Origin of the sequence: Phenylobacterium sp. CCH9-H3 (genome assembly GCF_001557235.1) — a bacterium.
Taxonomy (GTDB): Bacteria; Pseudomonadota; Alphaproteobacteria; order Caulobacterales; family Caulobacteraceae; genus Phenylobacterium.
Map to the genome: position 1 here is coordinate 1 of NZ_LSJI01000206.1, position 25157 is coordinate 25157.

The 25157-nt window shown below is 70.5% G+C and carries 24 protein-coding genes; 12 read left to right on the plus strand and 12 right to left on the minus strand.

Annotated elements, in window-relative coordinates; genetic code table 11:
* From AX721_RS18045 to AX721_RS18060, 4 genes are all read right to left on the minus strand, one after another.
* Nucleotides 1–1216, minus strand: a 1216-nt coding sequence (locus AX721_RS18045) for a hypothetical protein (protein WP_068877368.1), incomplete at its 3' end; no start/stop codon positions are given.
* On the minus strand, nt 1213–1596 hold the full coding sequence (locus AX721_RS18050) for a hypothetical protein (protein WP_068877369.1): 384 nt from the start codon (nt 1594–1596) through the stop codon (nt 1213–1215). The genes AX721_RS18050 and AX721_RS18045, both read right to left, overlap by 4 nt.
* Entirely contained in the window at nt 1593–2693 is a 1101-nt protein-coding gene (locus tag AX721_RS18055; RefSeq protein WP_068877370.1) for a HAMP domain-containing protein, read from the minus strand. Before AX721_RS18055 ends, AX721_RS18050 begins: the two co-directional genes overlap by 4 nt.
* Entirely contained in the window at nt 2683–5325 is a 2643-nt protein-coding gene (locus AX721_RS18060) for a translocase (protein WP_068877371.1), read from the minus strand. Before AX721_RS18060 ends, AX721_RS18055 begins: the two co-directional genes overlap by 11 nt.
* A gap of 109 nt (nt 5326–5434) precedes the next feature.
* Between AX721_RS18060 and AX721_RS18065 the strand changes: the two genes are divergently transcribed.
* Complete coding sequence (locus tag AX721_RS18065) at nt 5435–7072, plus strand: PP2C family protein-serine/threonine phosphatase (protein WP_068877372.1); 1638 nt, start codon at nt 5435–5437, stop codon at nt 7070–7072.
* A 123-nt stretch (nt 7073–7195) separates the two neighbouring features.
* The gene (locus AX721_RS18070) at nt 7196–8221 is read left to right on the plus strand and encodes an alcohol dehydrogenase catalytic domain-containing protein (RefSeq protein ID WP_068877373.1); all 1026 of its coding nucleotides are present in this window, start codon (nt 7196–7198) and stop codon (nt 8219–8221) included.
* Nucleotides 8222–8237: 16 nt separating this feature from the next.
* On the opposite strand, the gene AX721_RS18075 is transcribed toward AX721_RS18070, so the two are convergent.
* Nucleotides 8238–9023, minus strand: a complete 786-nt coding sequence (locus tag AX721_RS18075; RefSeq protein WP_068877374.1) for a hypothetical protein — start codon at nt 9021–9023, stop codon at nt 8238–8240.
* A gap of 142 nt (nt 9024–9165) precedes the next feature.
* On the opposite strand from AX721_RS18075, the gene AX721_RS18080 reads away from it, so the two are divergent.
* From AX721_RS18080 to AX721_RS18090, 3 genes are read left to right on the plus strand one after another with little or no spacing between them, the layout of a single operon-like run.
* Nucleotides 9166–11679 (plus strand): circularly permuted type 2 ATP-grasp protein, encoded by a 2514-nt coding sequence (locus tag AX721_RS18080; RefSeq protein WP_068877375.1) that lies wholly within the window; start codon nt 9166–9168, stop codon nt 11677–11679.
* On the plus strand, nt 11676–12575 hold the full coding sequence (locus AX721_RS18085; protein ID WP_068877376.1) for a transglutaminase family protein: 900 nt from the start codon (nt 11676–11678) through the stop codon (nt 12573–12575). Before AX721_RS18080 ends, AX721_RS18085 begins: the two co-directional genes overlap by 4 nt.
* Nucleotides 12568–13611, plus strand: coding sequence for a formylglycine-generating enzyme family protein (locus AX721_RS18090; protein WP_068877377.1), 1044 nt, complete (start codon nt 12568–12570; stop codon nt 13609–13611). Before AX721_RS18085 ends, AX721_RS18090 begins: the two co-directional genes overlap by 8 nt.
* 4 nt (nt 13612–13615) lie before the next feature.
* Here AX721_RS18090 and AX721_RS18095 read toward each other — a convergent pair whose 3' ends face one another.
* Nucleotides 13616–14410, minus strand: a complete 795-nt coding sequence (locus AX721_RS18095; RefSeq protein WP_068877378.1) for an SDR family oxidoreductase — start codon at nt 14408–14410, stop codon at nt 13616–13618.
* 35 nt (nt 14411–14445) lie between these two features.
* Nucleotides 14446–15183: an enoyl-CoA hydratase/isomerase family protein gene (locus AX721_RS18100; protein WP_068877379.1), complete on the minus strand. Its 738-nt coding sequence runs from the start codon at nt 15181–15183 to the stop codon at nt 14446–14448.
* Between the two features lie 267 nt (nt 15184–15450).
* Between AX721_RS18100 and AX721_RS18105 the strand changes: the two genes are divergently transcribed.
* Nucleotides 15451–16527 (plus strand): endonuclease/exonuclease/phosphatase family protein, encoded by a 1077-nt coding sequence (locus AX721_RS18105; RefSeq protein ID WP_156467237.1) that lies wholly within the window; start codon nt 15451–15453, stop codon nt 16525–16527.
* Between the two features lie 18 nt (nt 16528–16545).
* On the opposite strand, the gene AX721_RS28045 is transcribed toward AX721_RS18105, so the two are convergent.
* The gene (locus tag AX721_RS28045; protein WP_068877381.1) at nt 16546–16797 is read right to left on the minus strand and encodes a hypothetical protein; all 252 of its coding nucleotides are present in this window, start codon (nt 16795–16797) and stop codon (nt 16546–16548) included.
* A 213-nt stretch (nt 16798–17010) separates the two neighbouring features.
* Between AX721_RS28045 and AX721_RS28050 the strand changes: the two genes are divergently transcribed.
* Nucleotides 17011–17430: a helix-turn-helix domain-containing protein gene (locus AX721_RS28050; protein ID WP_068877382.1), complete on the plus strand. Its 420-nt coding sequence runs from the start codon at nt 17011–17013 to the stop codon at nt 17428–17430.
* A gap of 42 nt (nt 17431–17472) precedes the next feature.
* Nucleotides 17473–18150, plus strand: a complete 678-nt coding sequence (locus AX721_RS18120) for a DUF6624 domain-containing protein (RefSeq protein ID WP_369807940.1) — start codon at nt 17473–17475, stop codon at nt 18148–18150.
* 27 nt (nt 18151–18177) lie between these two features.
* Here AX721_RS18120 and AX721_RS18125 read toward each other — a convergent pair whose 3' ends face one another.
* Both AX721_RS18125 and AX721_RS18130 read right to left on the minus strand, forming a co-directional pair.
* Nucleotides 18178–20091: a TonB-dependent siderophore receptor gene (locus AX721_RS18125; RefSeq protein WP_231733264.1), complete on the minus strand. Its 1914-nt coding sequence runs from the start codon at nt 20089–20091 to the stop codon at nt 18178–18180.
* Nucleotides 20092–20197: 106 nt separating this feature from the next.
* Nucleotides 20198–20542, minus strand: coding sequence for a DUF3703 domain-containing protein (locus tag AX721_RS18130; protein WP_068877384.1), 345 nt, complete (start codon nt 20540–20542; stop codon nt 20198–20200).
* A gap of 54 nt (nt 20543–20596) precedes the next feature.
* Here AX721_RS18130 and AX721_RS18135 point away from each other — a divergent pair, with 54 nt between their 5' ends.
* A complete protein-coding gene (locus tag AX721_RS18135) occupies nt 20597–21046 on the plus strand; it encodes a helix-turn-helix domain-containing protein (RefSeq protein WP_068877385.1) in 450 nt (149 codons plus the stop codon).
* A 4-nt stretch (nt 21047–21050) separates the two neighbouring features.
* Here the strand turns inward: AX721_RS18135 and AX721_RS18140 are convergent, their stop codons facing one another.
* The gene (locus AX721_RS18140) at nt 21051–21689 is read right to left on the minus strand and encodes a TlpA disulfide reductase family protein (protein ID WP_068877386.1); all 639 of its coding nucleotides are present in this window, start codon (nt 21687–21689) and stop codon (nt 21051–21053) included.
* On the opposite strand from AX721_RS18140, the gene argH reads away from it, so the two are divergent.
* From argH to lysA, 3 genes are read left to right on the plus strand one after another with little or no spacing between them, the layout of a single operon-like run.
* Nucleotides 21690–23111 (plus strand): argininosuccinate lyase, encoded by a 1422-nt coding sequence (argH, locus tag AX721_RS18145; protein ID WP_082765491.1) that lies wholly within the window; start codon nt 21690–21692, stop codon nt 23109–23111.
* Nucleotides 23108–23416 carry a hypothetical protein gene (locus AX721_RS18150; RefSeq protein ID WP_156467239.1) on the plus strand — a complete coding sequence of 103 codons (309 nt, stop codon included), beginning with the start codon at nt 23108–23110 and terminating at the stop codon, nt 23414–23416. The genes argH and AX721_RS18150 overlap by 4 nt, the downstream gene beginning before the upstream one ends.
* Nucleotides 23413–24681 carry a diaminopimelate decarboxylase gene (lysA, locus tag AX721_RS18155; protein WP_068877389.1) on the plus strand — a complete coding sequence of 423 codons (1269 nt, stop codon included), beginning with the start codon at nt 23413–23415 and terminating at the stop codon, nt 24679–24681. Before AX721_RS18150 ends, lysA begins: the two co-directional genes overlap by 4 nt.
* Here lysA and AX721_RS18160 read toward each other — a convergent pair.
* On the minus strand, nt 24678–25154 hold the full coding sequence (locus tag AX721_RS18160) for a GNAT family N-acetyltransferase (RefSeq protein WP_068877390.1): 477 nt from the start codon (nt 25152–25154) through the stop codon (nt 24678–24680). The genes lysA and AX721_RS18160 overlap by 4 nt on opposite strands.
* Nucleotides 25155–25157 lie beyond the last annotated feature (3 nt).

A 25157-nucleotide genomic window follows, 5' to 3' on the forward strand; every position in this document is an offset into this window, starting at 1 on the left:
CCGCGAGCAGGCCGTCGGGCCTGAGCAGGGCCGCCATGTCGTCGATGACCGCCTCGGGCGAGAGCCCGGGAGCCCCCGCCATATAGGCCTGGGCGCGCGCCAGATCGTCGCCGTCCAGCAGACCGAGGGCCTGGGCCGCCGGCGGGGCTTCGCGCGACCAGGCCGCCCAGGCGAGACGCTCGATGCCGAAGGCTGACCCGGCCTGCGCCAGCCGCTCCTCGGAGGAGCCGTCCAGCAGCCGCCGCTCCAGGAACCGCCGGGCGGCGAGCGCCTGGGCCAGGGCGGCCGAAGGCGTTTCGCCTGCGCATTCGCCCAGGACCAGGGCCGCCCGGTCGCCGTCCACGCAGAGGGCCTGGAAGGCCCCCGGCGGCGGCGCGCCCAGCATCCGAGCGGCAACGGCGGCACCCGCGGCCCCGCTGACTGACAGCGGCGGGAAGGCCGTCTCGCGGTAGGCGGCGGCGCTGGCCGCTTCGTCCCGCTCGCGGTCGCGGCGGGAGAGCTCATGCCGCGCGCGCGCCAGCCGGCCCGCGACACTGGTGCGCATCAGCCGCACCGCCAGGGCCAGGTCGCGGGTCTCGCGGATGGCGAAGCCTTCCACGTCGTCGGCCGGGGCGTCGGCGCGGATGGCGGCGATGGTGACGCTGTTGCGGGCGAGCTCGCGCACGATCAGGCGGGCGATCGTCAGCGCCAGCGCCAGGCCGATCAGGCCGGCCCCCGCCACGAGGATGAGGATCAGCCGCTGCAGATCCCGCATCCGCGCGAACATCGGCTCGGCGTCGATCTGGGCGATCACGAAGCCACCCTGGGCGATGGGAGCCAGGCCCGTGGCGCGACGCTGGCCCGAGGCGTCGGCGCCGAGGGGCGCGGCCGTCGGGCGCTGCGGCGCCTCGAACGTCCCGGGCCCTTGCGCGGAGGGCGGGCCGGCGATCTGCACCGTCCGACCGGCGGGGGTGACGAGGTAAAGCCCCATCAGCCCCTCCACCCGGCGCGCGGCCTCGCGCAGGCCAGCGGCCCGCACAGGATCGGACAGGGCGTGCGCTAGGTCGTCGGCGACGTCGGCGAAGGCGGCCGTGGTCACCGCCGCGGCGATGGCCTGGTTGGCGAGCCCCCGCTCGGCCTCGGCTCGCTCCCAGGCGTAGAGCAGCGCGCCATTGACGCCGGCCAGCAGCAGGAACAGGGGCGCCACCAGCAGCAGGAAGGTGCGGCGGATGCTCATGCCGGCCCCGCCAGGTCGCGCAGGCCGACCACGAACTCCGGGCACTCGCGGGCGATGGTGAAAACGTGCGGCTTGGCGATCACCAGGGCCTCCAGGCCCTCCGGTCCCGCCACATAGTCCGCCCGCGCCGCCAGGCCGAACAGCAGGCCGGGGGCGTCGAAGACCACGGGCGCCGGCGCGCCGGCGGTCTCGGCGCCGCCCGCGGCGACCACGAAGAGCGCCTCGCCGACCGTCCCCGCCGGGATCACCAGCTTGCTTGGGGCGAAGGCGCGCGGCCGGGCGTGGCGCGCGATCAGCAGCAGCTCAGCGTCCTCCAGCCGCAGGAACGGTCCGGCGGCGCGGAGCAGGAACAGGCGGTCGACGACATCGGGACCGATCATGCCGCGCGCTCCTGCAGTTCCCCGTGCGCCGGGGCGGCGAGGTCCCGCCAGGCCGCCGCAAGGCCGGGATCGGCGGCGATGCGGGCCGCCAGCAAGCTCATGGCGCGATGCTCCAGCCGCGCCTCCAGGCCGTCGTCCCTGGGCGTCCAGACGACACGACCGGCGCCGTCTGCGACCAGTGTCACCGGCGCTGCGGGCGGGAGGGCCGCCTCAAGCCGGGCGGCGTTGCGGGCGCGGTCCAGCGCGAGCGTGTCGCTCCAGGCGCGACGCATCAGCTCGATCAGGTGGGTGGCCAGGTCCTCCAGCGCCTCGCGCAGCCGCGAGACCTCGCGCGGGCCGGCGATGCGGGCCGGCGGCGAGCGGTCGCCGGCGGCGATCCGCAGGGCATCGGCCTTGAGCCCCTCGATCGGCAGGGCCACCCAGCGGACGATCAGGAACGTCACCAGCGCCGAAGCCACGAGCGAGGCCACGCCGATCAGGGCGCTGGCGAAGAGGGCGTTCTGGGTCGCCACCTCGATCACCGAGATGTTCACGTCGGCGCCAGCGGTGGCCACGATGCGGCCGTCGCGGCTGCGGATCGGCGCTGCGGCGGTCTTCAGCAGCCCCCACTGTTCCTGGAACTCGATGGGCGAGACGTAGATCGCGCCGTCCGTGGTGGTCCGGCGCAGGCCGGCGCGCGTCTCGGCGGTCAGCTCGTCCTCCGAGCCGATCAGCGAATGCTCCTCGCCCTCGGTGGAGTCCAGGACGTAGACCACGTCCTTCAGGCCGCCCAGGACCTGGGAATAGAGATAGGTCAGGCCGAGCTCGCGCCGGATGCGGCGCATGGGCTCCACGTTGCGCCGATACTGCGGCATCTCCTCCACCGCCTCGGCGGGCGCCCGCACCAGGGCGGCGCGGATCAGGAAGTCATGGTCCGCCGGGTCGATCAGGGCGCCGGTCAGCGCGCTGGTGGTGATCAGCTTGCGCGAGAAGCCGTCCAGGATGGTGTCGTATAGGCGATTGTAGACCAGCGCCCCCAGGGCGAGGGCCAGCACCAGGATCGCGGGCGTGATGGTCCGCCACAGCAGCGTCTTGATGGGGATCCCGTCAGGCCGCATAGGCGCGATCGTCCCGGGCTTTCAGCATCGTCAAGGCGAGGTCCGGATAGCGGGTGGCCGCCTCCTCGATGTCCGCGCGCGCGATCCAGTAGGAGCGGTCCCCGAGCCGCAGCTCCACAGGCTTTCGGCCGGCGGGCTCGGGCGTGGCGCGCGCGGCCAGGGCTGTCTGGGCGTCGATGGAAGCTGCGGCGAAGTCTGGCGTGGCGCGGACGGCCTCCACCAGGTCCACCGCGGTAGGCCGCGCCGCGGCCTCCAGTCCCAGAAGGCTCGCGAAGCTGTCCCGGAAGAGCGGCGGGAGGTCCGGCTTCAGGCCCGGCCGCACGGCGGCGGCCAGCTCATCCGGCGGCACGAGGTCGCGCAGGGCCTGGGCGGCCGCCACGGCCTCGAAACCGTGGTCATCCGCCACCGCGGCCGTCAGCAGCGCGATCAGTTCGCCCGCGCCGGTCCCGGCGGCGGCCTTGCCGGAGACCAGGGGCTCCAGCCGCCCCCAGGTGGCCGCATCCACACCGCTCGCGATCGCCTCGACCGCGTTGGCGCGCACCTTCGGATTGGCCGAATGCAGCGAGACGATGAGGAGGTCGAAGTCCGGCAGCAGGCCGCCGAGGGCCAGAAGCTCGAGCGTGAAGTCCACCGACTCGGCGATCCGCTGGCGGTAGGTCTCGGCCAGCAGGCGCAGCGCCGGGGAACGGTCCGCATCGGCGGCGAGCCGCTCGGCCACGGCCAGGCGCCGCGCCGTCTCGTCCAGCTCCTCACGCACCAGCCGGTCCAGCTGCGAGACGAACTGGGCGTGGGAAAGCGTGCTGAGGGCGCGCGCGGCGACGGCCCGGGCGCGGTAGGGCGTACGGTAGTTGGCCAGCGCCTGCATCAGGCGCGGGATGGCCGCCTCGCCCAGGTCCGCGAGCATGGCCTCAGTCGCACGCAGTTCCCGGGGACTGAGCTGTGCGGCGGCGGCCAGGACCTGCGGGATCGCTTCAACGTCGCCGATGGCGGCCAGCAGGTTCAGGATGGTCGCGCGGCTGGCTCGGTCCATCGCCGGCAGGTTGCGCACCAGCGGCCCGACCAGGCCGATGTCGCCCGGCCCAACCACGCTGGTGAGCGCCTGAAGGGCGTATTTGCGGACGGTGGGCGACGGATCCGACAGCTTGGCGGCGAAGTCCTCGGTGGCCTGGGACGCCTCAGGCTCCCCGCCGATGTCGTATGTCGTGCGCCGGCCTCCCCGACGATGCAGCAGGGCGCGGGCGGCGGCGGCCGCGCCGGAATCGGCTTCCCCCGCCTTCCGGCGTAGCAGGTCCGTCGCCGCCGCGTCGAACTGCGGGGCGTGCAGATCCGGATCGCCGAAGTTCAGCCACCCGCGGCGCATGTTAGCCTCCATGGCGGCGGGGTAGTAATGGCGTAGCGCCACCACGACCACGATCAGTGTGGCCCCTAGCAGCACGCCGATCCCCGACAGCTCGCGCATGTCGGCGTTCTTGGCCGCCAGCAGCAGAAAGCCGCCGGCCAACAGGCTGGCGAGCGGCTCGCAGAGGCCTTCAACCACCGTCCGGAACGGACGCTTCACCTGCGACGGCGTCGCGTTGAAGAGCAGGTTCTGGTTGTTGTACTCGATGGAGGTCAGGACGCCGTGATAGGCGAAGAAGGCCGCCAGCGCCGCCGTCGTTCCGCCCGCCAGGAAGAAGTAGGCGAAGACCGCAAAGTAGGTCACCGGCAGGATCAGGGCGACGTTCCGGACGCCGACCCGCGTCACCAGCCGGTTGAAGACGAACAGGCAGACGACGAGGTTGAAGATGCTGGCGCCCGCGTACAGCCGGCCGAACAAGGCGGCGAGCTCGGCCTCGCTCCGGCCCGCCTGCAGCACCGTGGAGTACTGGTACTCCGCCAAGTTGGTCATGAGCAGGGTGACAAACAGCGTCAGCACCAGGGTCACCGCATAGGGCGACGTGCGGAAGGCGCGGGCCACCTGGCCCAACTGGCGCAGCACGCCGGTGTCGTCGCCGTCGAGGTCGGCGTCGCTGTCGGCGATCCGCTGCCAACGCCGGCGCAGCAGCAGCGCCACGGGCGCTGTTGCAAGAGCCACCGCGGCCCAGACCAACAGGAAGGCGTGCATCGGCAGGACGGCCGCGAACAAGCTCACGATTAGGGCGCCGATGGTGGTGCCCAACGCGCAGAAGGCGGCGAACAGCGGGAACAGCCGCTTGGCGTCCTGGATGTCGAAGTAGGCGTCCGTGAAGTTCCAGAACAGCGAGTAGAGCGCGATGTACCACATGGCGAGGTACAGCTTCAGGACGTAGTAGAGCCCGGTCTGGAACGGCTCGGGCGGCCCGATCTGGATCAGCGCCCACAGGATCGCCCCGCCGCCGATCAGCGCCGCCAGCGTCACGTCCACCACGTGGTCGATGGAGAAGCGGACCAGCAGAAACGAGAAGATCGCCGTGTAGACCAGCATCACCGCGGGGGTGAGCAGGAAGATCACCGGCAGCTTGTCGGGCCCCACGTGGGTGAGGAACGCCGCATCGCCGGCCGCGAACCCGATGCCCATGCCGGTCTGCAGCAACAGGCCGAACAGGCCGAACTGCAGCAGCTTCGGCCACTCGCCGCGCTCGACCCGGAACAGGCGATTCAACAGGTCCTGCACGCAATCCCCCGCCGCGGCCGCGCCGCTCGCACCGCGTTAACGACCACCCGCTAATTTTCTATAGACTAGCTTTGATTTCCCGAACGCTCCCATAGGTTGCCCCAGCGCGATGAACGAGCCCGCCGCAGACCAGGCCGCGCGCCGCCGGCGGTTCGGGCTGAAGACCCAACTGCTTCTCCTGCTGTTCACGCTGAGCCTGATCTCGGCCGCCGCCTACTCGGTCGTGCTCTACAGCATCGATCGGCGCGAGATCATCGATGGCATCGACGGGCGGCTGAAGACGGCCGTGCTGGCCGTGAACGAGATCGTACCGGACGAGTATCATGCCCGCATCGTCGGCCCGGACTCGATCCCCGAGGCCGAGTACCGCCTGCTCCAGTACCGGCTCTCGCGCTTCGCGGCCCGCGCCGACCTGGTCTACGTCTATACCTACATGCGGTTCGGCGACGAGATCCGCACAGTGTCCACCAGCGCCACCCCACGCGAGATCGAGCGCCGGGCGGAGATTCCCTTCTTCACGCTCTACGACACGGCCCCGAAGACGCTGCACCGCGCGTTCGACGACGGCCAGATGCGGTTCGACGAGTACAGCGACTCCTTCGGCCGCTTCCGCTCGATCTACCTGCCCGTCCGCGGCGTGGACGAACGGACCTATGTGGTCGGCGCCGACGTCGACTTGGCCATGGTGCAGCAGCGGCTGATCCGAGCGCTGCAGATGTCGGTGGGCGTGGGCGCCGTGATGTTCGCGCTCTCCATGGCCCTCGGCTGGCTGCTGGTCGACCGCATCGTCGGGCCCCTGCTCCGTCTTACCGAATTCACCCGCAACATGGGCCAGCGCAACTTCCAGCCCGACGAGCGCGAACTGGCGGCCATGAACGCCATCAGCCGCCGCCGGCCCGATGAAGTGGGCAGCCTGGCCGAGGCCATGACGGCCATGATCGCCCGCCTGCAGCGCTACCTCCTGGAAATGGAGCAGGCCACCGCCGCCCGCGAGCGGGTCGAGGGCGAGCTCTCCGCCGCCCGCGACATCCAGGTGGGCATGCTGCCCCGCACCTTCCCGCCGTTCCCCGAGCGGCGCGACGTGGACGTCTTCGCCCTGCTGGAATCGGCCAAGCACGTGGGTGGCGATCTCTATGACTACGCCTTGATCGACGAGAACCGGCTGTTCTTCGTGGTGGGCGACGTCTCCGGCAAGGGCGTACCGGCCGCCCTGTTCATGGCCATGACGACGACCCTCTTCAAGGCGACAGCCCTGACGGCGAACTCGACGGGCGAGATCATGGCCCGGGTGAACGCCGAGCTGTCGCGCGACAACGCCCAGGAGATGTTCGTCACCGCCTTCAGCGGCATCCTGGACCTGCGGACCGGGGGAGTGGAGTACTCGGACGGCGGCCACGAGGCGCCGTTCGTGCGGCGCGCCGACGGGTCGGTCTCCCGGCTGCCGAAGCTGAAGGGCATGGCGCTGGGCGTGATCGGCGACGCGCCGTTCGAGACGGGCCATTTCCAGCTATCGCCCGGCGACGCCCTGATCCTGTTCACCGACGGGGTGTCGGAGGCCGCCAACGCCGACGACGACCTCTACACCACGGCCCGCATCGAGCGGGCCCTGGCCACGGCCCGCGCCGAAACCGACGCCCGCCACCTGGCCGAGGGCCTGGCGCAGGACGTCCGCGTCTTCGTCGGCGCCACCCCCCAGTCCGACGACATCGCCATCCTCGTGGTGCGGTACGAGGGGGCCAAGAGATAGGTCTCCTTTGTCCCCGGGGACGCTCTGGGATCGTCGCCTCCACGCACGTGGCGCGGCTGACTTGCCGCCGCCTCGAAATATGATAGCTATTACTATCATATTGTAGTCCGATGGAGCCGCCCGATGCGCGCCACTGTCTTCCGCGGCTCCGACCGCCTGCTGAGCGTCGAGACCGTTCCGGACCCGAAGCCCGGCGCCAACGAGGTGCTCCTGAAGGTTTGTCGCTGCGGCGTATGCGGGACCGATCTGCATCGCTCGGAACGCAATTTCGCGACGTTCCGGGAAGGCACGATCCCCGGCCACGAATTCTCGGGCGAGGTCGTCGAAGTCGGCAAGGGCGTCGAAGGCCTGAAGGTCGGCGACCTAGTGACGGCGCTGCCTTATCTGGGGTGCAACGCCTGTCTCGCCTGCCTGAGGGGCTATCCCGTGCATTGCGAGAAGACGGCGAACCTGGGCTCGGACGTTCCGGGCGCCTTCGCCGAGTACGTGGTGACAGGCGCGCCGTTCACCTTGAAGCTGCCCGGAGGCCTGACCCCCGACGACGGGGCCTTGGTCGAGCCCCTCGCAGTCGCCGTGCGCGCCGTCATCCGCGCCGGCGTCCGCCCCGGCTCCCGCGTACTGATCCTGGGCGCCGGTCCGATCGGCCTAGGGATCGCCTACTGGGCCAGGCGCGCCGGGGCCAGTCAGGTCGCGGTTCAGGCGCGGTCCCGTCGGCGCGCGGACTATGCCCGCCAGATGGGCGCGGACGTCTTCGTCTCCACCGTCGATGGCGAGGCGCCTCACGACACGGCCAGGGCGGCCATGGCCGAGGCTCCCGAGATCGTGTTCGAATGCGTCGGCTTGCCGGGCTCCATCGACCAGGCCATAGCGACCGTGGCCCCCCAGGGTAAGGTCGTGGTCGTGGGAGCCTGCATGGAGCCGGACCACTGGCTCCCCGTGCGGGGCCTGACCAAGGAAATCGATATCAGGTTCTCCATGGTCTACGATCGTGCCGAGTTCCAGACCGCCATCGACGCCCTCGACAGCGGAGCCGTGGAGCCGCGGACGATGGTCAGCGACATCGTGGGGCTGGACGCTCTGCCCGCGGCCATCCAGGCGCTTCGGGACGGCGCCGACCAGTGCAAGGTGATGGTCGACCCCCGGGTTTAGACGGGCCGCCCGCCGGCTATCCCAACCGCACCGGCGCGCGCTCGCGGCCGTGCATCTTGCGCAGGTAGTGGCGCATGTCCTCGATCGTGCGGATCAGGTCCGCGCGGGGCGTGGGCGCCATGGCGGCCGCCTGGGCCATAAGGGGGTCCTGCTCGACCTCCCAGGGCAGGAAGGCGAACCGCTCGCCGGCTTCCAGCATCCACACGATCGGATAGGGCCGGCCGAACATCACGCCCTTCAGCGGCTCCTTGCCCATGAGGTAGAGCGCGGCGCGGTCGGCATTGCCAGCGCCCAGCACCACCTCCAGCACGTCGAGGGAGATCACCAGGCTGCCGGGCCGCGCGAACTTGCTGATCCGGAACCCCAGGTCGATGTCTGGGCCGATGAAGTCGAGGTGCGCGCCGGTCCCGCTGGAGAGTTCTGGGATTTCGATCTCGATGTTCTGGCCGTCGAAACCCGCCAGCCAGGCCGTCCCCTTCAGCCGCAGCGGAAGCTGCTGGAAATGGCGCTCCTCGTAGAGCTGCATGGTCCGCAGGAGGGCCGCGAGGATCGAGGTCAGTTCCTCGGCGCTGGCGGGCGAGGTCACGAACACCACCTCGTCGCCCATCACCTTCCAGACGTCGATCGCCGGGGTCGCGTCGTCGTCCAGGAATTCCATGCCGATCTGGCCGGCCACCATCAGCGGAAAGCTGGTGAAGAAGGTCTGGAAGATGCCCAGCCAGCCCTCCGACCCCTGGCCGGTGAAGCGGGCCTTGAACTCGGTCGAGCCCACCATGTCGACCGACAGGAACAGGCGCAGCATGGATCCCCCGGAACAGCCCTGCGGCAGCCATACTCGACAGATCCGAACCGGGCCATAGCCCGCGGGTCGGGTGACCGGACGGACAGCTATGCTACGGTCCCGCCGAACACATCCGTGAAGCGTTGGGACAAGGGAGCGGCCGGTGGCGTCTGAGACCTCGACGGCCCCGCGCAGCCGGGGCGGCGCGCCCGACCGGCTGTCGCGCTGGCTGGCCGGCTACCGGCCCCTGCCGGGCGCGCCCGACGAACTGTTCGACGCGGCCGGGCAGCCGCGCGAGCACTGGATGGCCTTTCTGCGCGAGTTCGCCGGCTATGCCGACGCCGACGCCGACGGCCGCTTCGGCATGGCCGCACGGCACATCCGGGATTCGGGCGCGTCCTACCGGATCTACGGCGAGGAGACCGAGCGCAGTTGGCCGCTGGACCCGCTGCCGCTGATCATCCCCCAGGCCGAGTGGGACCAGATCGCCGCCGGGGTCGCCCAGCGGGCCGAGCTGATGGAGGCCATCCTGGCCGACGTCTATGGCGAGGGCCGGCTGGTGAGCGACGGGGTCCTGCCGGCCGCGGTGGTGACCGGCAGTCCCGACTTCCTGCGCGCCATGCGCGGCGTGGCCCCGCCGGCCGGCCGCTACCTGCAGATCTACGCCGCCGACCTGGGCCGGGGGCCCGACGGGCGCTGGTGGGTGCTCGAGGACCGGGCCCAGGCGCCCTCGGGCGCCGGCTACGCGCTGGAGAACCGGCTGGTGGTGAGCCGGGCCTATCCCAATCTCTACAACACCCTCAACGTCCACCGCCTGGCGCCCTTCTTCGACGGCCTGCGGCGCGGCCTGGCGGCCACCGCCGACCGCAGCGAACCGCGCATCTGCCTGTTGAGCCCAGGCCCATTCAGCCAGACCTATTTCGAGCAGGCGCATCTGGCCCGGTATCTGGGGTTCCTGCTGGTGGAGGGCGACGACCTGGTGGCCCGCGACGGCAAGGTCTGGGTGCGCACCATCGCCGGGCTGAAGCGGGCCGACGTGATCCTGCGCCGTGTCGACGCCGACTTCCTGGACCCGCTGGAGCTCAACGCCGCCTCGCGGCTCGGCACCCCGGGGATGCTGGAAGCGATCCGCGCCGGCGGCGTCACGGTGCTGAACGTGCCCGGCTCCGGCCTGGTGGAATCGCGGGCCCTGATGAGCTTCGCCCCGGGCCTGAGCGAGCGCCTGCTGGGTGAGCCGCTGAAACTGCCCAACATCGCCACCTGGTGGTGCGGCCAGGCCAGTGAGCAGGCGCTGGTCGAGCGCCGCCTCGACGAGTTGGCCATCGCGCCAGCGTTCCAGAACGCTGGCCTCTTCAACGGCCCGCGGCTGCCGGCCGAGCTTTCTCTTGAGGACAAGGCGGCGCTGCGCCAGCGGATGGCCGATCGTCCCGGCGACTTCGTGGGCCAGGAGGTCGCGCACCTGTCGACCATGCCGGTGCTGCGCGACGGGCGCCTGCAACCCGCGCCGTTTACCCTGCGCGTCTTCGCGGCGATGACGCCGGAGGGCGTGCGCATCCTGCCCGGCGGCTTCTGCCGCACCTCGGACCGGCCCGACGCGCGGGTGATCTCCATGGGCGAGGGCGCGCGGACCGCCGACGTCTGGGTGCTGGACGACAAGCCGGTGGAGCGCCTGACTCTGATCGCCAGCGGCGACGAGGTGAAGGTTCGCCGCATCCTGGGCCACCTGCCCAGTCGGGCCGCCGACAACCTGTTCTGGCTGGGCCGCTACATCGAGCGCACCGAGGCGACGCTGCGGCTGGTGCGGGCCCTGTGCTCCAGTCTGATGGACTCGGAGTCGTCACTGCACGGCCGCGGCCAGACCTTCGAGTCCCTGCGCAGCGTGCTGGTCGACTGGGGCGCGCTCGACGGCAGGACGCGGCCCGCCCGCGCTTTGGATTCGGCCCGCGACGCCCTGCACGACGCCAAGGCCTGGGGCTCGGTCACCTACCTCGTGCGTTCGGCCAAACGCACCGCCTCGGGGATGCGCGAGCGGCTGTCGGCCGACTTCTGGGGCCTGCTGGTCGACCTCGAGGGCGATCTCGCCGGCGGGGCCAACGAGATCCATTCCGAGGCCCAGGCCCTGGAGCAGGTTGAGCGGGCCTTGCGCCACATCGCGGGCCTGGCGGGCCTCACTCAGGAGAACATGAACCGCGTCGCCGGCTGGCGCTTCCTGGACATGGGCCGCCGCATCGAGCGCGGCGCCAACACCTGCCAGCTCGCCCGCACCCTGGCTCACGACACGGCGACCATCGATGACCTGGACCTGCTGCTGGACCTGAACGACAGCCAGATCACCTACCGCGCCCGCTACCTGGTCGGTCTGGCGCTCAACGCTGTGCGCGACCTCGTCATGCTGGACCCGTACAACACCCGTTCGGTCGCGTTCCAAGTGGCCGCGCTGAAGGACCACCTCGCCGTCCTGCCCACCCTCCAGGAGGATGGGATCCTGGAGGCGCCGTCCAAGATCCTGCTGCCCCTGGCCGCGGAACTGGAGACCGAGGACGCGGCCAAGCTGCATGCGGACAAGGTGCTGGCTTACGAGCGCGCTTTGATGCGCCTCTCCAACGCGGTGGCCGACCGCTTCTTCCTGCAAGGGGCCAACGCGGTGCCGACGGTGAAGCTGGTGGGCCTGGCGTGAGGTACCGGCTGCGGCACCGGACCACCTATAGCTATCAGGGCGAGGTGCCGTTCGCCCGCTGCGTGCTGCGCCTGACCCCCCGCTCGTCGGCCACACAGACGGTGCTGGAGAGCGCCATCACGGTCACGCCCGAGCCCTCGGCGCGGCTGGACCGCATCGGCCCCTTCGGCGCGGCGATCCTGACCGTCACCGTCGACAAGCCGCACACCGCCCTCATCATCGAGGCCAATTCCCGCATCGACGTGGACGTCCCGCCCATCGGCGACCCGCAGGCCAGCCCGCCGTGGGAGGCGGTCCGCACCAGGGCGCTCAACACCTCCGACCTCGGCGCCAACGGGCCGGCGTCCTACCTCTTCCCCACGCCGCGCACGCCCATCGTGCCGGCCATCACCGAATATGCGCGGGCCAGCTTCCCGCCCGGCCGGCCGATCGTCGCCGCCGTGTCGGAGCTGAACAGCCGCATCCACGGCGAATTCGCCTACGATCCCAGCGCCACCGAGGTCTCGACCCCCGTGGCCCAGGCGTTCGAGGCCCGGCACGGAGTCTGCCAGGACTTCGCCCAGATCATGATCTGCGGCCTGCGCGGGCTGGGCCTGCCGGCGAAGTACGTCAGCGGCTACCTGCGCACCATCCCGCCGCCCGGCCAGGCGCGGCTGGAGGGCGCGGACGCCACCCACGCCTGGGTCGCGGTCTGGTGCGGCGATGCGGCCGGCTGGGTGGGCTTCGACCCCACCAACGCCATCCTGGCCGGCAACGACCACCTGGTCCTGGCCGTGGGCCGCGACTATGCGGACGTGGCCCCCATCGACGGCGTGATCCTGGCCTCCGGCGAGCAGACCCTGAAGGTCGAGGTCGACGTCATCCCCGAAGAGGAGCCCGCCGCGGCGAATGCGTAGCGTTTCGAGTTTCACCGCCCTCCTTGCAGCGTCCCTGTCGCTCGCCGCCTGCGACCGGCCGGCCAGCCCACAGAAGGTGGCGGCCGCCGCGCGCGAATGCCTCCCGCCGCAGCCGGTCCCGGCGCCAGCGCCCTCGACCGCCGGCATGGTGCTGGTGAAGGGCGGCGAGTTCCTGCAGGGCGCCGCGCCCGCCCGGGCCGAGGAAGGTCCACCCCGCGCCACCAAGGTCGGCGCATTCTGGATCGACCGCACCGAGGTCACCAACGCCGACTTCGCCCGCTTCGTCGCCGCCACCGGCTATGTGACGCTCGCGGAGCGGCCGCTGGACCCGAAGGCCTACCCCGCGCTCTCCGGCGACCAGCTCAAGCCGTCGGCCATCGTCTTCGTGGGCGCGAAAAACCCCAATGACGGCCCGGGCCAGTGGTGGCGGGTGGTCCAGGGCGCGAACTGGCGCCAGCCCGAGGGGCCTGGAAGCTCCATCGAGGGTCGGGACAACCACCCCGTGGTCCAGATCGGCTATGAGGACGCTCTCGCCTACGCCCGCTGGCTGGGCCGCGACCTGCCCACCGAAGCCGAATGGGAGTACGCCGCGCGGGGCGGGCTGAAAGACGCGGCCTACACCTGGGGAAACCAGCCCCTCGACCTGCAGAAGCCCCAGGCCAACGTCTGGCAGGGCCCCTTCCCCCAGGCCGACGCCGGGACCGACGGCTACAAGGCCGAGACGGCCCCGGTGGGCTGCTACGCCGCCAACGGCTATGGCCTGGTCGACATGGCCGGCAATGTCTGGGAGTGGACCAAGGACTGGTACGCGCCCAACCTCGACCCCACCCAGATCGTCGACCCGGTCGGCCCCACCGAGCGCGACGCCTACCTGCCGTCCACGCCAGACGAGAAGCGGCGGGTGATCAAGGGCGGCTCCTTCCTGTGCGCCGACAACTTCTGCTTCCGCTACCGCCCGCCGGCCCGCGAAGCCGGGCCCACCGACACCGGCTCGGACCACGTCGGCTTCCGCACGGTGCTGCGAGTCGAGGGTTGAGACCTCAGCTTGCCGGCGCGCTCATGATCTTGGCGCGCAGGCGGCGCATGCCGCCCAGCCAGCGGTCGTAGTCGGCCGCCTTGCGCTGCATGTAGGTCAGCACTTCGGGGTGCGGCAGGATCAGGAACCGCTCGGCGGCCAGGCCTTCGATGACGCTCTGCGCCACCTGGTCCGGCGTGAGCACGCCGTCCAGGTTCTGGGGCTGGTTGTCGCCGCCCGCGCGCAGCATCGCGGTGTCCACGCCCTGGGGGCACAGCACCGAGACCTTGATGCCCTGGTCGCCGTGGGTGATCGCCAGCGATTCCGCGAAGCCGATGGCCGCGTGCTTGGTGGTCGAATAGACCGCGCCGCCGATCTGCGACAGCAAGCCCGCCGCAGACACCGTGTTGAGGATGTAACCGCCGCCACGCGCCGCCATGCCCGGCGTCACCGACCGCGCCGCATAGACATGGGCCATGACGTTGACGCCCCAGGCCCGTTGCCAGACGGCGTCGGGCGAGGAGGCCGCGTTCTGCCGGTCCGGGTCGCCGTCGCCGACGCCCGCGTTCGAGCAGAAGAGGTCGATCCGCCCGTGCCGGGCTTCGATGTCGGCGACCATGGCCGCCACGGCGGCGCCGTCGCTGACGTCCAGCGTGACCGCCTCGCCGCCGATCTCCTGAGCCACCGCCGCGGCGCCCCCGCCATTGCGATCGGCGACCACAATCACAGCCGCGCCCGCGCGGGCGAACGCCCGGCAGAGCCCCGCCCCGATGCCCTCGGCGCCGCCGGTGACGACGATGATCTTGTCCTTGATGTCCATGCTGAAACCCTATGCCCGATCGAGACGCCCGCTGGCTATGCCTGGCCGCGCCGCACGATCATCAGCATCTGGCTGCGCTCCTCGGCCTCGACCGCGGCGTCGAAGCTGGGCTGCTCCAGCGAGGCGTCCATGGAGCGCTTCGACAGGCGCAGGGCGTCAGGCGCCGCCTTCAGCATGTCGCGCGCCATGGCCAGGCCCGCCTCGTCCAGGTCCGCCTCCGCGGTCACGGCCGACAGCAGCCCCGCCTCCAGCGCGGCTTGGGCCAGCAGGGGACGGCCCGCCATCAGCACCTCGCGCGCCTTCGATATGCCGATCGTCCGTTGCAGCCGCCAGCTCACCCCTAGTTCCGTGCCCGAAAGGCCGATGGCGGTGAAGGCCGAGTGGAACGCGGCGCTCTCGCTGGCCAGGATGATGTCGCAGTTCAGCGCGATGGCCATTCCGCCGCCCGCCGCCGCGCCGCGGACCGTGGCCACCAGCGGCTGGGGGCAGACCCGCATAGCCCGCATCAGGTCGCGCAGCACCCAGTCGCCGCGCGGGCCGTCCTGCAGCGCCTCGGGGCTGCCCATGGCCTTCAGGTCGGCCCCGGCGCTGAATGCGCGGCCCGCCCCGCGCACGATCACGACGCGGACGTCACGGTTGCGGCGCAGGCGCTCGAAATAGGCCAGCATCGCCTCGGCCATCGGCTGGTTGATCGCGTTCAGCCGGTCCGGCCGGTTCAGGGTCAGCCGCTGGGCGCCGCCCTCCAGGTCTTCCACCAACAGGATGTCGCTCATGCCGTCCTCCAGGCTGCTCTTTGCGCCAGTATGGGCCAGCCCGGGGCTGCCTTCGCGTCACCGTCGGCTGCGGCAAAGGCGCATGTCGCGAAACGACGTTCGAATTGTCACACGCCGGTAAACGAGTCGGGGCATTTCCACCCTCGCCCGGACAAGAGCGAAAATACATCGGGCCGTACTTGAGCAACGCGATGCTCCGTCGCCGCGGAATCGGGGGATTTCCGCCAAGCAACGGGGTCGCATGTCCTGGAGCGGCGAGAGATGTACTTGGAACCTGCTGCCACAGCCGCCGCCTACATGGCGCCGGCGCCTGAATTGGGACCTAGCAGCACTGCGATCCGGGCCGCCTTGCAGCCCGCCTCGACGGAGCCGCCGGCTCAGACCGCCGAGCTCAGCGTCCTCACCTACAATGTCCGCGGCCTGCCCTGGCCCATGGCATCAGGTCGGGGCGAAGCGCTGCACGAGATCGGCCGCGAGCTGGCCGCCCTGCGCCGCGAGGGCCGCCAGCCCGACGTGGTGCTGATCCAGGAAGGCTTCCGCGATGAGGTGGCCGGCCTCTTCCGGGAAAGCGGTTATCGCTACTGGGCCCAGGGCCCCCGCCGGTCGGAGCGCACCCCCTTCGCCGGGATGGTGGTGGGCGCCCGTGACCTTTTCCGCGGCGAAGGCGTCGGCAAGCTGATGGGAGCGGGCCTGCACGTCTTCAGCGACGCCCCCATCGTCGACGTCCGCAGCATCGCCTACAACAACTGCGCCGGCCTCGACTGCCTGGCCAACAAGGGCGCCATGCTAGTGCGCCTGGCGCCCGAGGGCCTGCCGACGCCCATCGACGTCGTCAACACGCACCTGAACTCGCGCAAGGCCTCGCGGGCCCCCCGCTCGCGGACCCTGCCGGCCCACAACGGCCAGATGCGGGAGCTGTCCGCCTTCCTGCAGGCCAACCGCCAGCCTGGCAATCCGCTGCTGCTGGGCGGGGACTTCAACGTCCGCAACTCGCCGGCCCGCTACTACTACGACGCCCTCGATCGCCCCTACACCGTGGTGCGCGAGTTCTGCAGCCAGCCGGCCTCGGGGTGCGGCGACGGCTCGGCCGATGCGACGTCGGAACCCTGGCTGCGCAGCCAGGACCTGCAGGCCTTCAGCCCGGGCGCCGTGCGGGTTCAGCCGGTGCGGTCCGAGGCCCTGTTCACGGCGGGGCCCACCAGGCGGGCGCTGTCGGACCACGAGGGCTACCTGGTTCGCTACCGCCTGTCGTGGAGCGCCGCGACCCTGGCGGCCTATCGCCCGACCCCGGCGATGGAGGTCAGGCCGCACAAGCTGGGCGTCAAGGTCTCCTTCAAGCGCTGATCGCTCCGGCGCAGGCCGTCAGGAGTCCATGGGCCTGAGGGTGTGGGCCACATGGAACGAGCCGGATTGCGACAGCACGATCCAGTCGCCGCAGTGGGCGACCACGGGCCCTTCAGGGGTGCGGACCTGCACCGCCGAGGCCTCGGCGACCGACTTGGCGTCCTCTCCGAGCCACTGCCAGAGCACCGACCAGTTCTTCTTGTCGTGCGGCGGCGGCACCCGCAGGGCGGCGCCGTGGTCGAACGGGGGATGGAGCTGGATGACGCGCATGGCCTTCGGGAATCACTAACTCTGTCCACCGCACTTCCGCGGTGTTTCGGTTACCAAGACCTTGACCGCGCGGTTTCCCGACCCGGTGCGCGCGGTTGCAGGGCACTCCCCCGCAGGCTGAAAAAGCTTTGCGGTTCCGACACAAAGGCTTTTAGTCGCAACTTGGGCTTGCGGCGTCGGACAGGGGCCCCGCAAAAGATGAGGAATGATCAAATGGCCGAGGTGTCGATCAAGGCGCCCGATCCCATGGACATCGCGCTCGGGGCCGCGGTGCGCATTCGGCGTCGGACCATTGGGATGTCGCAGGAGGCGCTCGCCGACCAGTGCGGCGTCAGCTTCCAGCAGATCCAGAAGTACGAGAACGGCGCGAACCGCATCTCCTTCTCACGGCTCGTGCAGATCTCCCGCGCGCTTCGCTGCCGGGTGACCGACCTGATGGACGTCTTCGACGGGGCCGACAAGGAAACCGCCGAGGATCTGGATCTGCTGACCCGGATGCGCACGCCGGGGGCGCTGGAGTTGCTGTCCGCCTACGAGCGCCTCGCGCCCGAGGTCCGCAGCTCGCTGGTGAACCTGATCCGCACCCTGACCAACCAGCAGGCCGCCGCCGACAAGAGCACCGTGTCGGCCTGATCGGGTCGACTCCGCGGTTCCGGGAGAGAGCCTGTGCGCAGGGTGGCGTTCGGGATTGTCGTCGCGCTGTCGATCGCCGCGTCCGCCTCCGCGGACACGCCAGATTCGGCGGGGAAGGGCGAGGCGGCGGCGCAAGCCGCCCTCGCCAGGGTAAGGGCTCTGCAGGACGCGCAGAGCCGCCTTCCGCCGCCGGCAAATCTTGCGGAAGAGCTTCAGCGTCGCGTGGACGTCGACCAGGCGGTTCGCGACTGGAGCTGGCAGGCCGGCTTGGCCGTCGGGGACCAGCGCGCCGCCGTTCAAGTCATCGCACCCGCCATGGCCCAGATCGACATGGAGAACACCGCCTGGCTGAAGACGCAGCTTCCGGCGGACGGCTGGTTCAGGATTTCTCGCGACGGCCCGTCGGTGGCGAACAACGCCTTCCTCATCGTCCAGCACTCGCCGGATGCGGCTTGGCGCAAGGAGATCGTCGCGCGCATGGAGCCGCTTGCGATGGCTGGCGAAGTCTCCCCCGCCAGCTTCGCGCTGATGTACGACCGGGTGATGCTCGCCGAAACTGGCAGGCAGCGGTACGGAACCCAGGCCATTTGCCGCGACGGCGCCGTGGCGATCGCGGAGATGGAAGAGCCGGAGAAGGTCCAGGCGCGCCGCGACGCGATCAAATTCACCCAGCCTCTGCACGAGGCGTATCGGAAAGGCCTCGAAGGTCGGAAGTGCTGAGCGAGCCTGAACAGTAGAACCTGGCGCTCAGTGGCCGCCGCCGAGGCGGATCCGGACGCCTCCGTTCGCGACGAAGCCGTCGGTCGGCGCCCAGGCGTCGACCGTCCAGCGGCCGTCAGGCGCCCGGCGCGGAAGCACCAGGGGGTCGTACTTCGTCTGCCGGATATCCAGCAGGTTTTCGAGATTCAGGAAGACGCTCAGAGGACCGAAGCGCCGCTCGACCATGAAGCCAAGCTCGAAGTAGGGCTTGGACGCCTGCCGATAAGGATTGTCTTCCAGCTGCTGGCGCCCGGTGTAGTAGGCCTCGAAGCCCACGCGGCCGACGTCGTGCTTTTCCCACATGGCGACCAGACCCGCTGTATGCCGGGGCGTCAGCGGGGTCGTGCGCCGACCGCGGCCTGAGGGGTCCGGTTCGGTGGCGTCCACGTAGACGTAACTGCCGGTCACGGTGAAGGACTCCCACCGGTAGCGCAGCAGGACTTCCGCACCCTGGGTGCGGGTCTCCCCATCGGCATTGACGAGCCGGACCGAGTTGCCGGTCGTCGAAGGGACGAGCTGGACAGCGTCGTGGATATGCGAGCCGAAGACCGCAACCGTGGCTTCCAGCGGGCCGGAGACGTAGCCCGCTTCCAGGGAGGCGTTCTCTGCGACCTCGGCCTTCAGACCGGTGAGCGGATCGAGGCGAGACAGCCCCGCGGCTTCGATCTCTTCGACGAACGGAGTCGGTGCGTAGAAGCCCTGCCCTACCGAGGCGCGAACCGTCCAAGGGCCGGGCCGGTAGAGCATGGAAAGCCGCGGGCTGAACCGGGTTCCGTAGCGGTTGTGGACATCGATGCGACCGCTGCCGGCGAGCGTCAGATCGTCCCGAACCACGTGCTCCACCTGCGCGAACACGGCCGGGACCGTATGGGTGTAGTCGAAGTCCGGAAAGGTCTTTGAACGGTAAGCGTCGCGCTGAATGGCGACGCCGCCCAGCAGCGACGTCGCTCCGATATTCGCCGACAGCGCCGCCTCCCCGAACGCCGTATCGTGACGATCGTCCTCGACCACGTCGCCGAAGCGATGGTCGTGCTCCTGACGCATGGCCGAAGCGCGGAGGTGGAGCTTTCCGGCGCCTGGCAGCGGATGCTCGATGACCATGCCGGCGTCGAGGCGGCGGCTGTCCTGCGCCTCTGGGAAGCTCGCCCCATCCGGGACGGTTCGGCCTGGCGACGTACCGCCCGAGCGATCCTCCTGCATGGCTCCGACGGTAAAGAGGGCCGTCCCGCCGCCGGAGCCCGACCAGAACAGACGGGGCCGCAGGGTCCAGCGGTCGTAACCCGGCATGTCCGCCCAACCGTCGTTGTCCACGTCTTTGCGGGTCTGCCGATGCAGGCCGCCGACCAGCGAATAGCTCCAGGCCGCCGAGAGGGGCGAAGAGCCATAGGCCGTAAGATCCTGTCCATCGCGGCTGGTGGCGTTGAGGAGGATCTCGCCCAGAGGCTCGCGGCTGGGGCGGCGCGAGACGAGGTTGATCACCCCGCCTAAGGCCGAAGGCCCGTAGAGTGCGGAGGCCGCGCCCTTGATGACTTCGACCTGTCCCAGGTCCGTGGGCGGGATCTGCAACAGTCCAATGGAAGACGCTTGGCCGCCGTAAAGCGGCAGGCCGTCGGTGAGCAGCTGGGTGTAGCGACCGCGCATCCCCTGCACCCGGATATTGGACGCGCCCAGCGCCGGCGAGGTGACCTGCACGCGCAGGCCGCCGGTCTCGCTGAGCAGCATGGCGATATTGCCGGGCCGCATGGCGATCTTCTCCTCGATCTCCTCGCGGCCGATGACCTCGACCCGGATGGGTTCGTCCTGCACGCGGCGGCCGGAGCGGGTCGCCTGGACGACGACCTCCTCGACCTCCTCGTCTTCGCGGGCTTCACCGACGGCCTCCTGGGCGCGGGCCCCGGTCACGAGAACTGCGGTGGAGAGGACGGCCGCCAGACCAGGGAGAGAATGGCGGAGGATGGGGGGCGGGCGACGCACGAGACAGGCTCCGGGTCGTGGGATCGAGAGGCCGTTAGCGGCAGAGGTGAGCGAGGTCGGCGGGGGGCGGCATGGGCTCTTCCGGCGGAACATCGGCGCCACCGGTGTTGCCCGTCGGCAACCGGCCCATCCACGAAAGCAGCCCTCCGGCCGCGAGCCGGAGGATCTGGCCACGTACCTCGCGCCAGTCACGCCGTTTCAGACCGATCCGCAGCATCATCCAGTGAGCCCACGTATGAGCGCCCGCCCAGGGCTGACCCAGCACATGCGCGCGCTCCAGATGATGGAAAGCCTCGGCCAGGTCGCCGTTGGCGAAGGCGCGCTTGGCCGCGGCGGCCTCGTGGGAAAAGGCCTGGCGTCGGGCAGTGCGAGTCGACATGGACGCTGTGTGCATCCTCTAGCGACTAGAGGATCAAGCGCCTATTGCTGCGCCATGACGACGGTCTTGAGCATCGGCAAGCTAGCGCGGGTCGCAGACGTGAAGGTCCCGACGATCCGCTTCTATGAACAGATCGGGCTGCTGCCCACCGCGGAGCGAACCGACAGCGACCGGCGCATCTACGACGATGGGGCGGTACGGCGGCTGTCCTTCATCAAGCATGCACGGCAGCTCGGCTTCTCGGTCGACGCCATCCGCGTGCTGCTGGCGCTGTCCGACGATCCGGACCGACCCTGCAGCGAGGCCAACGCGCTGGCGGCGGAGCAGCTGTCGGAAGTGGAAACCAAGATCGCGCGACTGGAGGCCTTGCGGGACGAGCTGCGGCGCATCGCGACGGCCGACTGCCAGGGCCGCGCGGGCGATTGCCGCGTGATCGAGGCCCTGAACGACCACGGCCAGTGCGTTCACGAGCACGGTCCGGCGATCACGCTCGCCGACGTCTAGGGGCCTAGCTCCCCAGCGCCTTGTCCACCAGCGCCCGGGCTTCCGGGCCCGCCCAGTCGGCCTCGCCGGCCACGCGGGCGACCTCCATCCCGTCCTTGCCGTAGATCACCGTGGTCGGCGCGCCCGGCGCGGGGGGCGAGAGCTTGAACGGCAGCTTCATCTCGCGGTCGTGATAGAACTTCAGCGGGTCGTGCTGGGCGATGAACAGCCGCGCCTTGGCGGCCGAGCTCTCGGAATCGATGCTGATCGCGACCACTTCCACCGGCTTGCCGGCATAGGCGGCCTGCAGCTTGGCGAGCGTCGGCATCTCGGTGACGCAAGGCCCGCACCAGGTGGCCCAGATGTTCATCACCACCACCTTGCCCTTCAGGTCGGCCAGCTTCATCGCCTTCCCGCTGGCGTCGTAGAAGGTGTAGTCGGGCGACGGCGTCGGCTGGGCCGGGGTAGTGAGCTTGCTGGCGAAGGTGGTCGATGTGGTCGCCGCGCTCGGGGCCGGCGGCGTCGGTTTGGTGGAAGCCGAACCGATGATGTAGACAACCGCCGCGACGCCCACGAGGGCGGCGCCCCAGAGGCCCCAGGTCAGCACGCCGGCCTTGGGCTTGCCCGCCACCTGCCCGCCGCTCGTTTCCGGACCTTCGCTCATATGACCCAATCTTCCTCCGCGCCGCCCGCCAGCCCGTCCTCGGCGGGACAGGCCATGTGGGGCGGCAGGTTCTCGGACAAGCCCGCCGAGCTGATGCAGGCGATTAACGTCTCCATCGGCTTCGACAAGCGCCTCGCGGCCCAGGACCTTGCCGGGTCCCGCGCGCACGCCGCGATGTTGCGCACCGCGGGCGTGATTACAAGCGAGGACGAGGCGGCGATCCAGGGCGGCCTTGCGACCATCGAGGCCGAGATCGCGGCGGGGACCTTCCCCTTCCGCGACGAATACGAAGACATCCACATGAACGTGGAGGCGCGGCTGCGCGAGCTGATCGGCCCGGCGGCCGGCCGGCTGCACACCGCCCGCTCGCGCAACGACCAGGTGGCGCTGGACTTCCGCATGTGGGTCCGCGACGCCTGCGACCGCACCCAGAGCCAGATCCAGGCGCTTCAGAAGGCGCTGCTGGCCAAGGCCGAGGCCCACGCCGACGCGGTGATGCCGGGCTTCACCCACCTGCAGCCGGCCCAGCCGGTGACCTTCGGCCACCATCTGATGGCCTATGTAGAGATGTTCGGCCGCGACGCCGCTCGGTTCGCCGACGCCCGGGCGCGGATGAACGAGAGCCCCCTGGGCGCCGCCGCCCTGGCCGGCTCGCCGTTCCCCATCGACCGGCACATGACCGCCAAGGCCCTCGGCTTCGAACGGCCCACCGCCAACTCCCTGGACAGCGTCGCCGACCGCGACTTCGCCCTGGAGAGCCTGGCCGCGGGCGCCATCTGCGCCACGCACCTGTCGCGGCTGGCCGAGGAGATCGTGATCTGGATGACGCCGCAGTTCGGCTTCATCAAGCTTTCCGACGCCTTCACCACCGGCTCGTCGATCATGCCGCAGAAGAAGAATCCGGACGCCGCCGAACTGGTGCGCGCCAAGGTGGGCCGCCTGCTGGGCTCGTTCACCCAGCTCACCGTGGTGATGAAGGGGCTGCCGCTGACCTATTCCAAGGACATGCAGGAGGACAAGGTCCCCACCTTCGAGGCCTTCGACGCCCTGGAGCTCAGCCTCCGCGCCATGGCCGGCATGGTCGCCGACCTGGAGCCGGTGCGCGAGAAGATGGCCGCCGCGGCGGGCGCCGGCTTCTCCACCGCCACCGACCTCGCCGACTGGCTGGTGCGCGAGCTGAACCTGCCCTTCCGCGACGCCCACCATGTGACGGGCGCCGCGGTGAAGAGGGCCGAGCAGCTGGGCGTCGGCCTGTCCGATCTGCCGATCGCCGATCTGCAAGCCTTGGATGGACGGATCACCGCGTCCATCTACGATGTGCTGACTCCCGAGGCCTCGGTCGCCAGCCGCCGGAGTTATGGTGGAACCGCGCCGGACCAGGTCCGGGCGCAGATCAAGCGTTGGAAGGAAGCCCTGGCATGAGCCGTCGTCTAATGGCGCTGAGCGCCCTGATCCTGGCGACGGCGGGCCTCGCCGGCTGCGGTAAGGTGGGCCAGCTGGAGCGGCCCGGCCCGCTGTTCGGCGCCGAGCGCAACCGCACCCGCGACGCCGACGACGCCCAGCGCCAACAGGACCCGAGCCGGCCGGTCGACACCGTCGATCCGCGCGACCGCTCCACCGACCCGGCGCCGCCGCGCACCCTGCCGATCCCCGGCACCAACCGGGGCCCCGGCGCGCTGCCTCCGCAAAGCGCCCTGCCCGACCCCTACGCCAACCCGCGGCGATGAACCACTTCGAGCTTCTGGAGGGTGAGCTCGCGTGTGAAGGCGTTCCCCTCTCCCGCATCGCAGAGGCGGTGGGGACGCCGGTCTATGTCTATTCTTCGGCCACGCTGGAGCGGCACTATACCGTCCTGCGCGACGCCCTGACCGGCGTCGGGCTGAAGGACCCGCTGATCGCCTTCGCCGTGAAGGCCAATTCCAACGTCGCCGTGCTGCGCACCCTGGCCAGGCTGGGCGCCGGGGCCGACGTGGTGTCGGAGGGCGAGATCCGCCGGGCCCTGGCCGCCGGCGTGCCGCCCGAACGTATCGTCTTCTCCGGGGTCGGGAAGACCGAGGGCGAGGTCGCCTTCGCCGTCGAGACCGGCGTCGCCGAGATTAACGTCGAGTCCGAGCCCGAGCTGCACCTCGTCAACCGCGTTGCGCAGCAGATGGGCCGGCGCGCCACCGTGGCGATCCGGGTGAACCCCGACGTGGAGGCCGGCGGCCACGCCAAGATCTCCACCGGCAAGGCCGAGAACAAGTTCGGGGTCAGCTTCTCCGAGGCCGAGCGGCTCTACGCCAACGCCTCGAACATGGCCGGTGTCCGGCCCGCGGGCGTCGCCTGCCACATCGGCAGCCAGATCACCGACCTCGCCCCCATGGAGGCCGCCTTCACCAAGATGCGCGGCCTGGTGGAGCGGCTGAAGGCCGAAGGCCTGTCCGTCGAGCGCCTGGACCTGGGCGGCGGCCTCGGCGTGCCCTACTTCAACCAGCCGACCCCACCCGACCCGGCGGACTACGCCGCCATGATAGGCCGCGTGACCCGGGGCCTCGACGTCCAGCTCGCCTTCGAGCCCGGCCGGATGATCGCCGCCAACGCCGGCGTGCTGGTCGCCCAGGTGAACCACGTCCACGAGCGGCCCGAGGGACGCAAGTTCCTGGTGCTGGACGCGGCCATGAACGACCTGCTGCGGCCGGCTATGTACGACGCCTATCACGACATCCGCCCGGTCCGTCCGCGTCCGGGCGTCCCGGTGACCTACGACGTAGTGGGCCCGGTCTGCGAGACCGGCGACACCTTCACCCGCGACCGCGTCCTGCCGCCGCTCGAGGCCGGCGACTTGGTGGCCTTCATGAGCGCCGGCGCCTACGGGGCGGCCATGGCCAGCGAATACAACTCGCGCCTCCTGGTCCCCGAGGTGTTGGTGAAGGGTGATGACTTCGCCGTGGTCCGTCCGCGCCCCACCTACGACGACATGCTGGCCCGGGAGCGTTCCGCCCCCTGGCTCTAGAGATCCAGGTGCATGAACTGGTTGAAGTCGCTGGCGACATAGTCAGAGAACGCGCCACCCGACCGGAAACCGCGCCGGCGGTACATGGCCAGGGCCGCCTCGAACGCTTCGCCGCTGCCGGTCTCCAGGCTCAGCCGCTTCAGGCCCCGTCCTTTCGCTTCGGCGATGATGCGTTCCAGGATCGCGGCCCCGACCCCCTGGCGCAGGTGATCCGGATGCGTCCGCATCGACTTGATCTCGGCCGTGCCGTCGCCCAGTTCCTTGAGCGCGCCGATGCCGGCGATCGAGCCTTCCCGCCACGCGCTCCAGACGGTGACGCCCGGCGCCTTCAGGCCTGAGAGGTCCAGGGCGAACGAATGACCGGGCGGCGAGCTGTCACGCATGCCGGCCAGATGCAGCCGCAGCAGGTCCTGGGTCTGCGGGCTGGACAGGTCGTCCTCACGCACGAGGAAAGGGGCGGTGGCGGCATCCATGGC

Bases quoted from the DNA above. Each gene is read 5' to 3' on its own strand.
- AX721_RS18095 (WP_068877378.1), bottom strand. From the start codon at position 14,410: ATGGACATCAAGGACAAGATCATCGTCGTCACCGGCGGCGCCGAGGGC.
- AX721_RS18075 (WP_068877374.1), bottom strand. From the start codon at position 9,023: ATGCTGCGCCTGTTCCTGTCGGTCGACATGGTGGGCTCGACCGAGTTC.
- AX721_RS18065 (WP_068877372.1), top strand. From the start codon at position 5,435: ATGAACGAGCCCGCCGCAGACCAGGCCGCGCGCCGCCGGCGGTTCGGG.
- lysA (WP_068877389.1), top strand. From the start codon at position 23,413: ATGAACCACTTCGAGCTTCTGGAGGGTGAGCTCGCGTGTGAAGGCGTT.
- AX721_RS18150 (WP_156467239.1), top strand. From the start codon at position 23,108: ATGAGCCGTCGTCTAATGGCGCTGAGCGCCCTGATCCTGGCGACGGCG.
- AX721_RS18055 (WP_068877370.1), bottom strand. From the start codon at position 2,693: ATGCGGCCTGACGGGATCCCCATCAAGACGCTGCTGTGGCGGACCATC.
- AX721_RS18100 (WP_068877379.1), bottom strand. From the start codon at position 15,183: ATGAGCGACATCCTGTTGGTGGAAGACCTGGAGGGCGGCGCCCAGCGG.
- AX721_RS18140 (WP_068877386.1), bottom strand. From the start codon at position 21,689: ATGAGCGAAGGTCCGGAAACGAGCGGCGGGCAGGTGGCGGGCAAGCCC.
- AX721_RS28045 (WP_068877381.1), bottom strand. From the start codon at position 16,797: ATGCGCGTCATCCAGCTCCATCCCCCGTTCGACCACGGCGCCGCCCTG.
- AX721_RS18160 (WP_068877390.1), bottom strand. From the start codon at position 25,154: ATGGATGCCGCCACCGCCCCTTTCCTCGTGCGTGAGGACGACCTGTCC.
- AX721_RS18050 (WP_068877369.1), bottom strand. From the start codon at position 1,596: ATGATCGGTCCCGATGTCGTCGACCGCCTGTTCCTGCTCCGCGCCGCC.
- AX721_RS18090 (WP_068877377.1), top strand. From the start codon at position 12,568: ATGCGTAGCGTTTCGAGTTTCACCGCCCTCCTTGCAGCGTCCCTGTCG.
- argH (WP_082765491.1), top strand. From the start codon at position 21,690: ATGACCCAATCTTCCTCCGCGCCGCCCGCCAGCCCGTCCTCGGCGGGA.
- AX721_RS28050 (WP_068877382.1), top strand. From the start codon at position 17,011: ATGGCCGAGGTGTCGATCAAGGCGCCCGATCCCATGGACATCGCGCTC.
- AX721_RS18070 (WP_068877373.1), top strand. From the start codon at position 7,196: ATGCGCGCCACTGTCTTCCGCGGCTCCGACCGCCTGCTGAGCGTCGAG.
- AX721_RS18130 (WP_068877384.1), bottom strand. From the start codon at position 20,542: ATGTCGACTCGCACTGCCCGACGCCAGGCCTTTTCCCACGAGGCCGCC.
- AX721_RS18135 (WP_068877385.1), top strand. From the start codon at position 20,597: ATGACGACGGTCTTGAGCATCGGCAAGCTAGCGCGGGTCGCAGACGTG.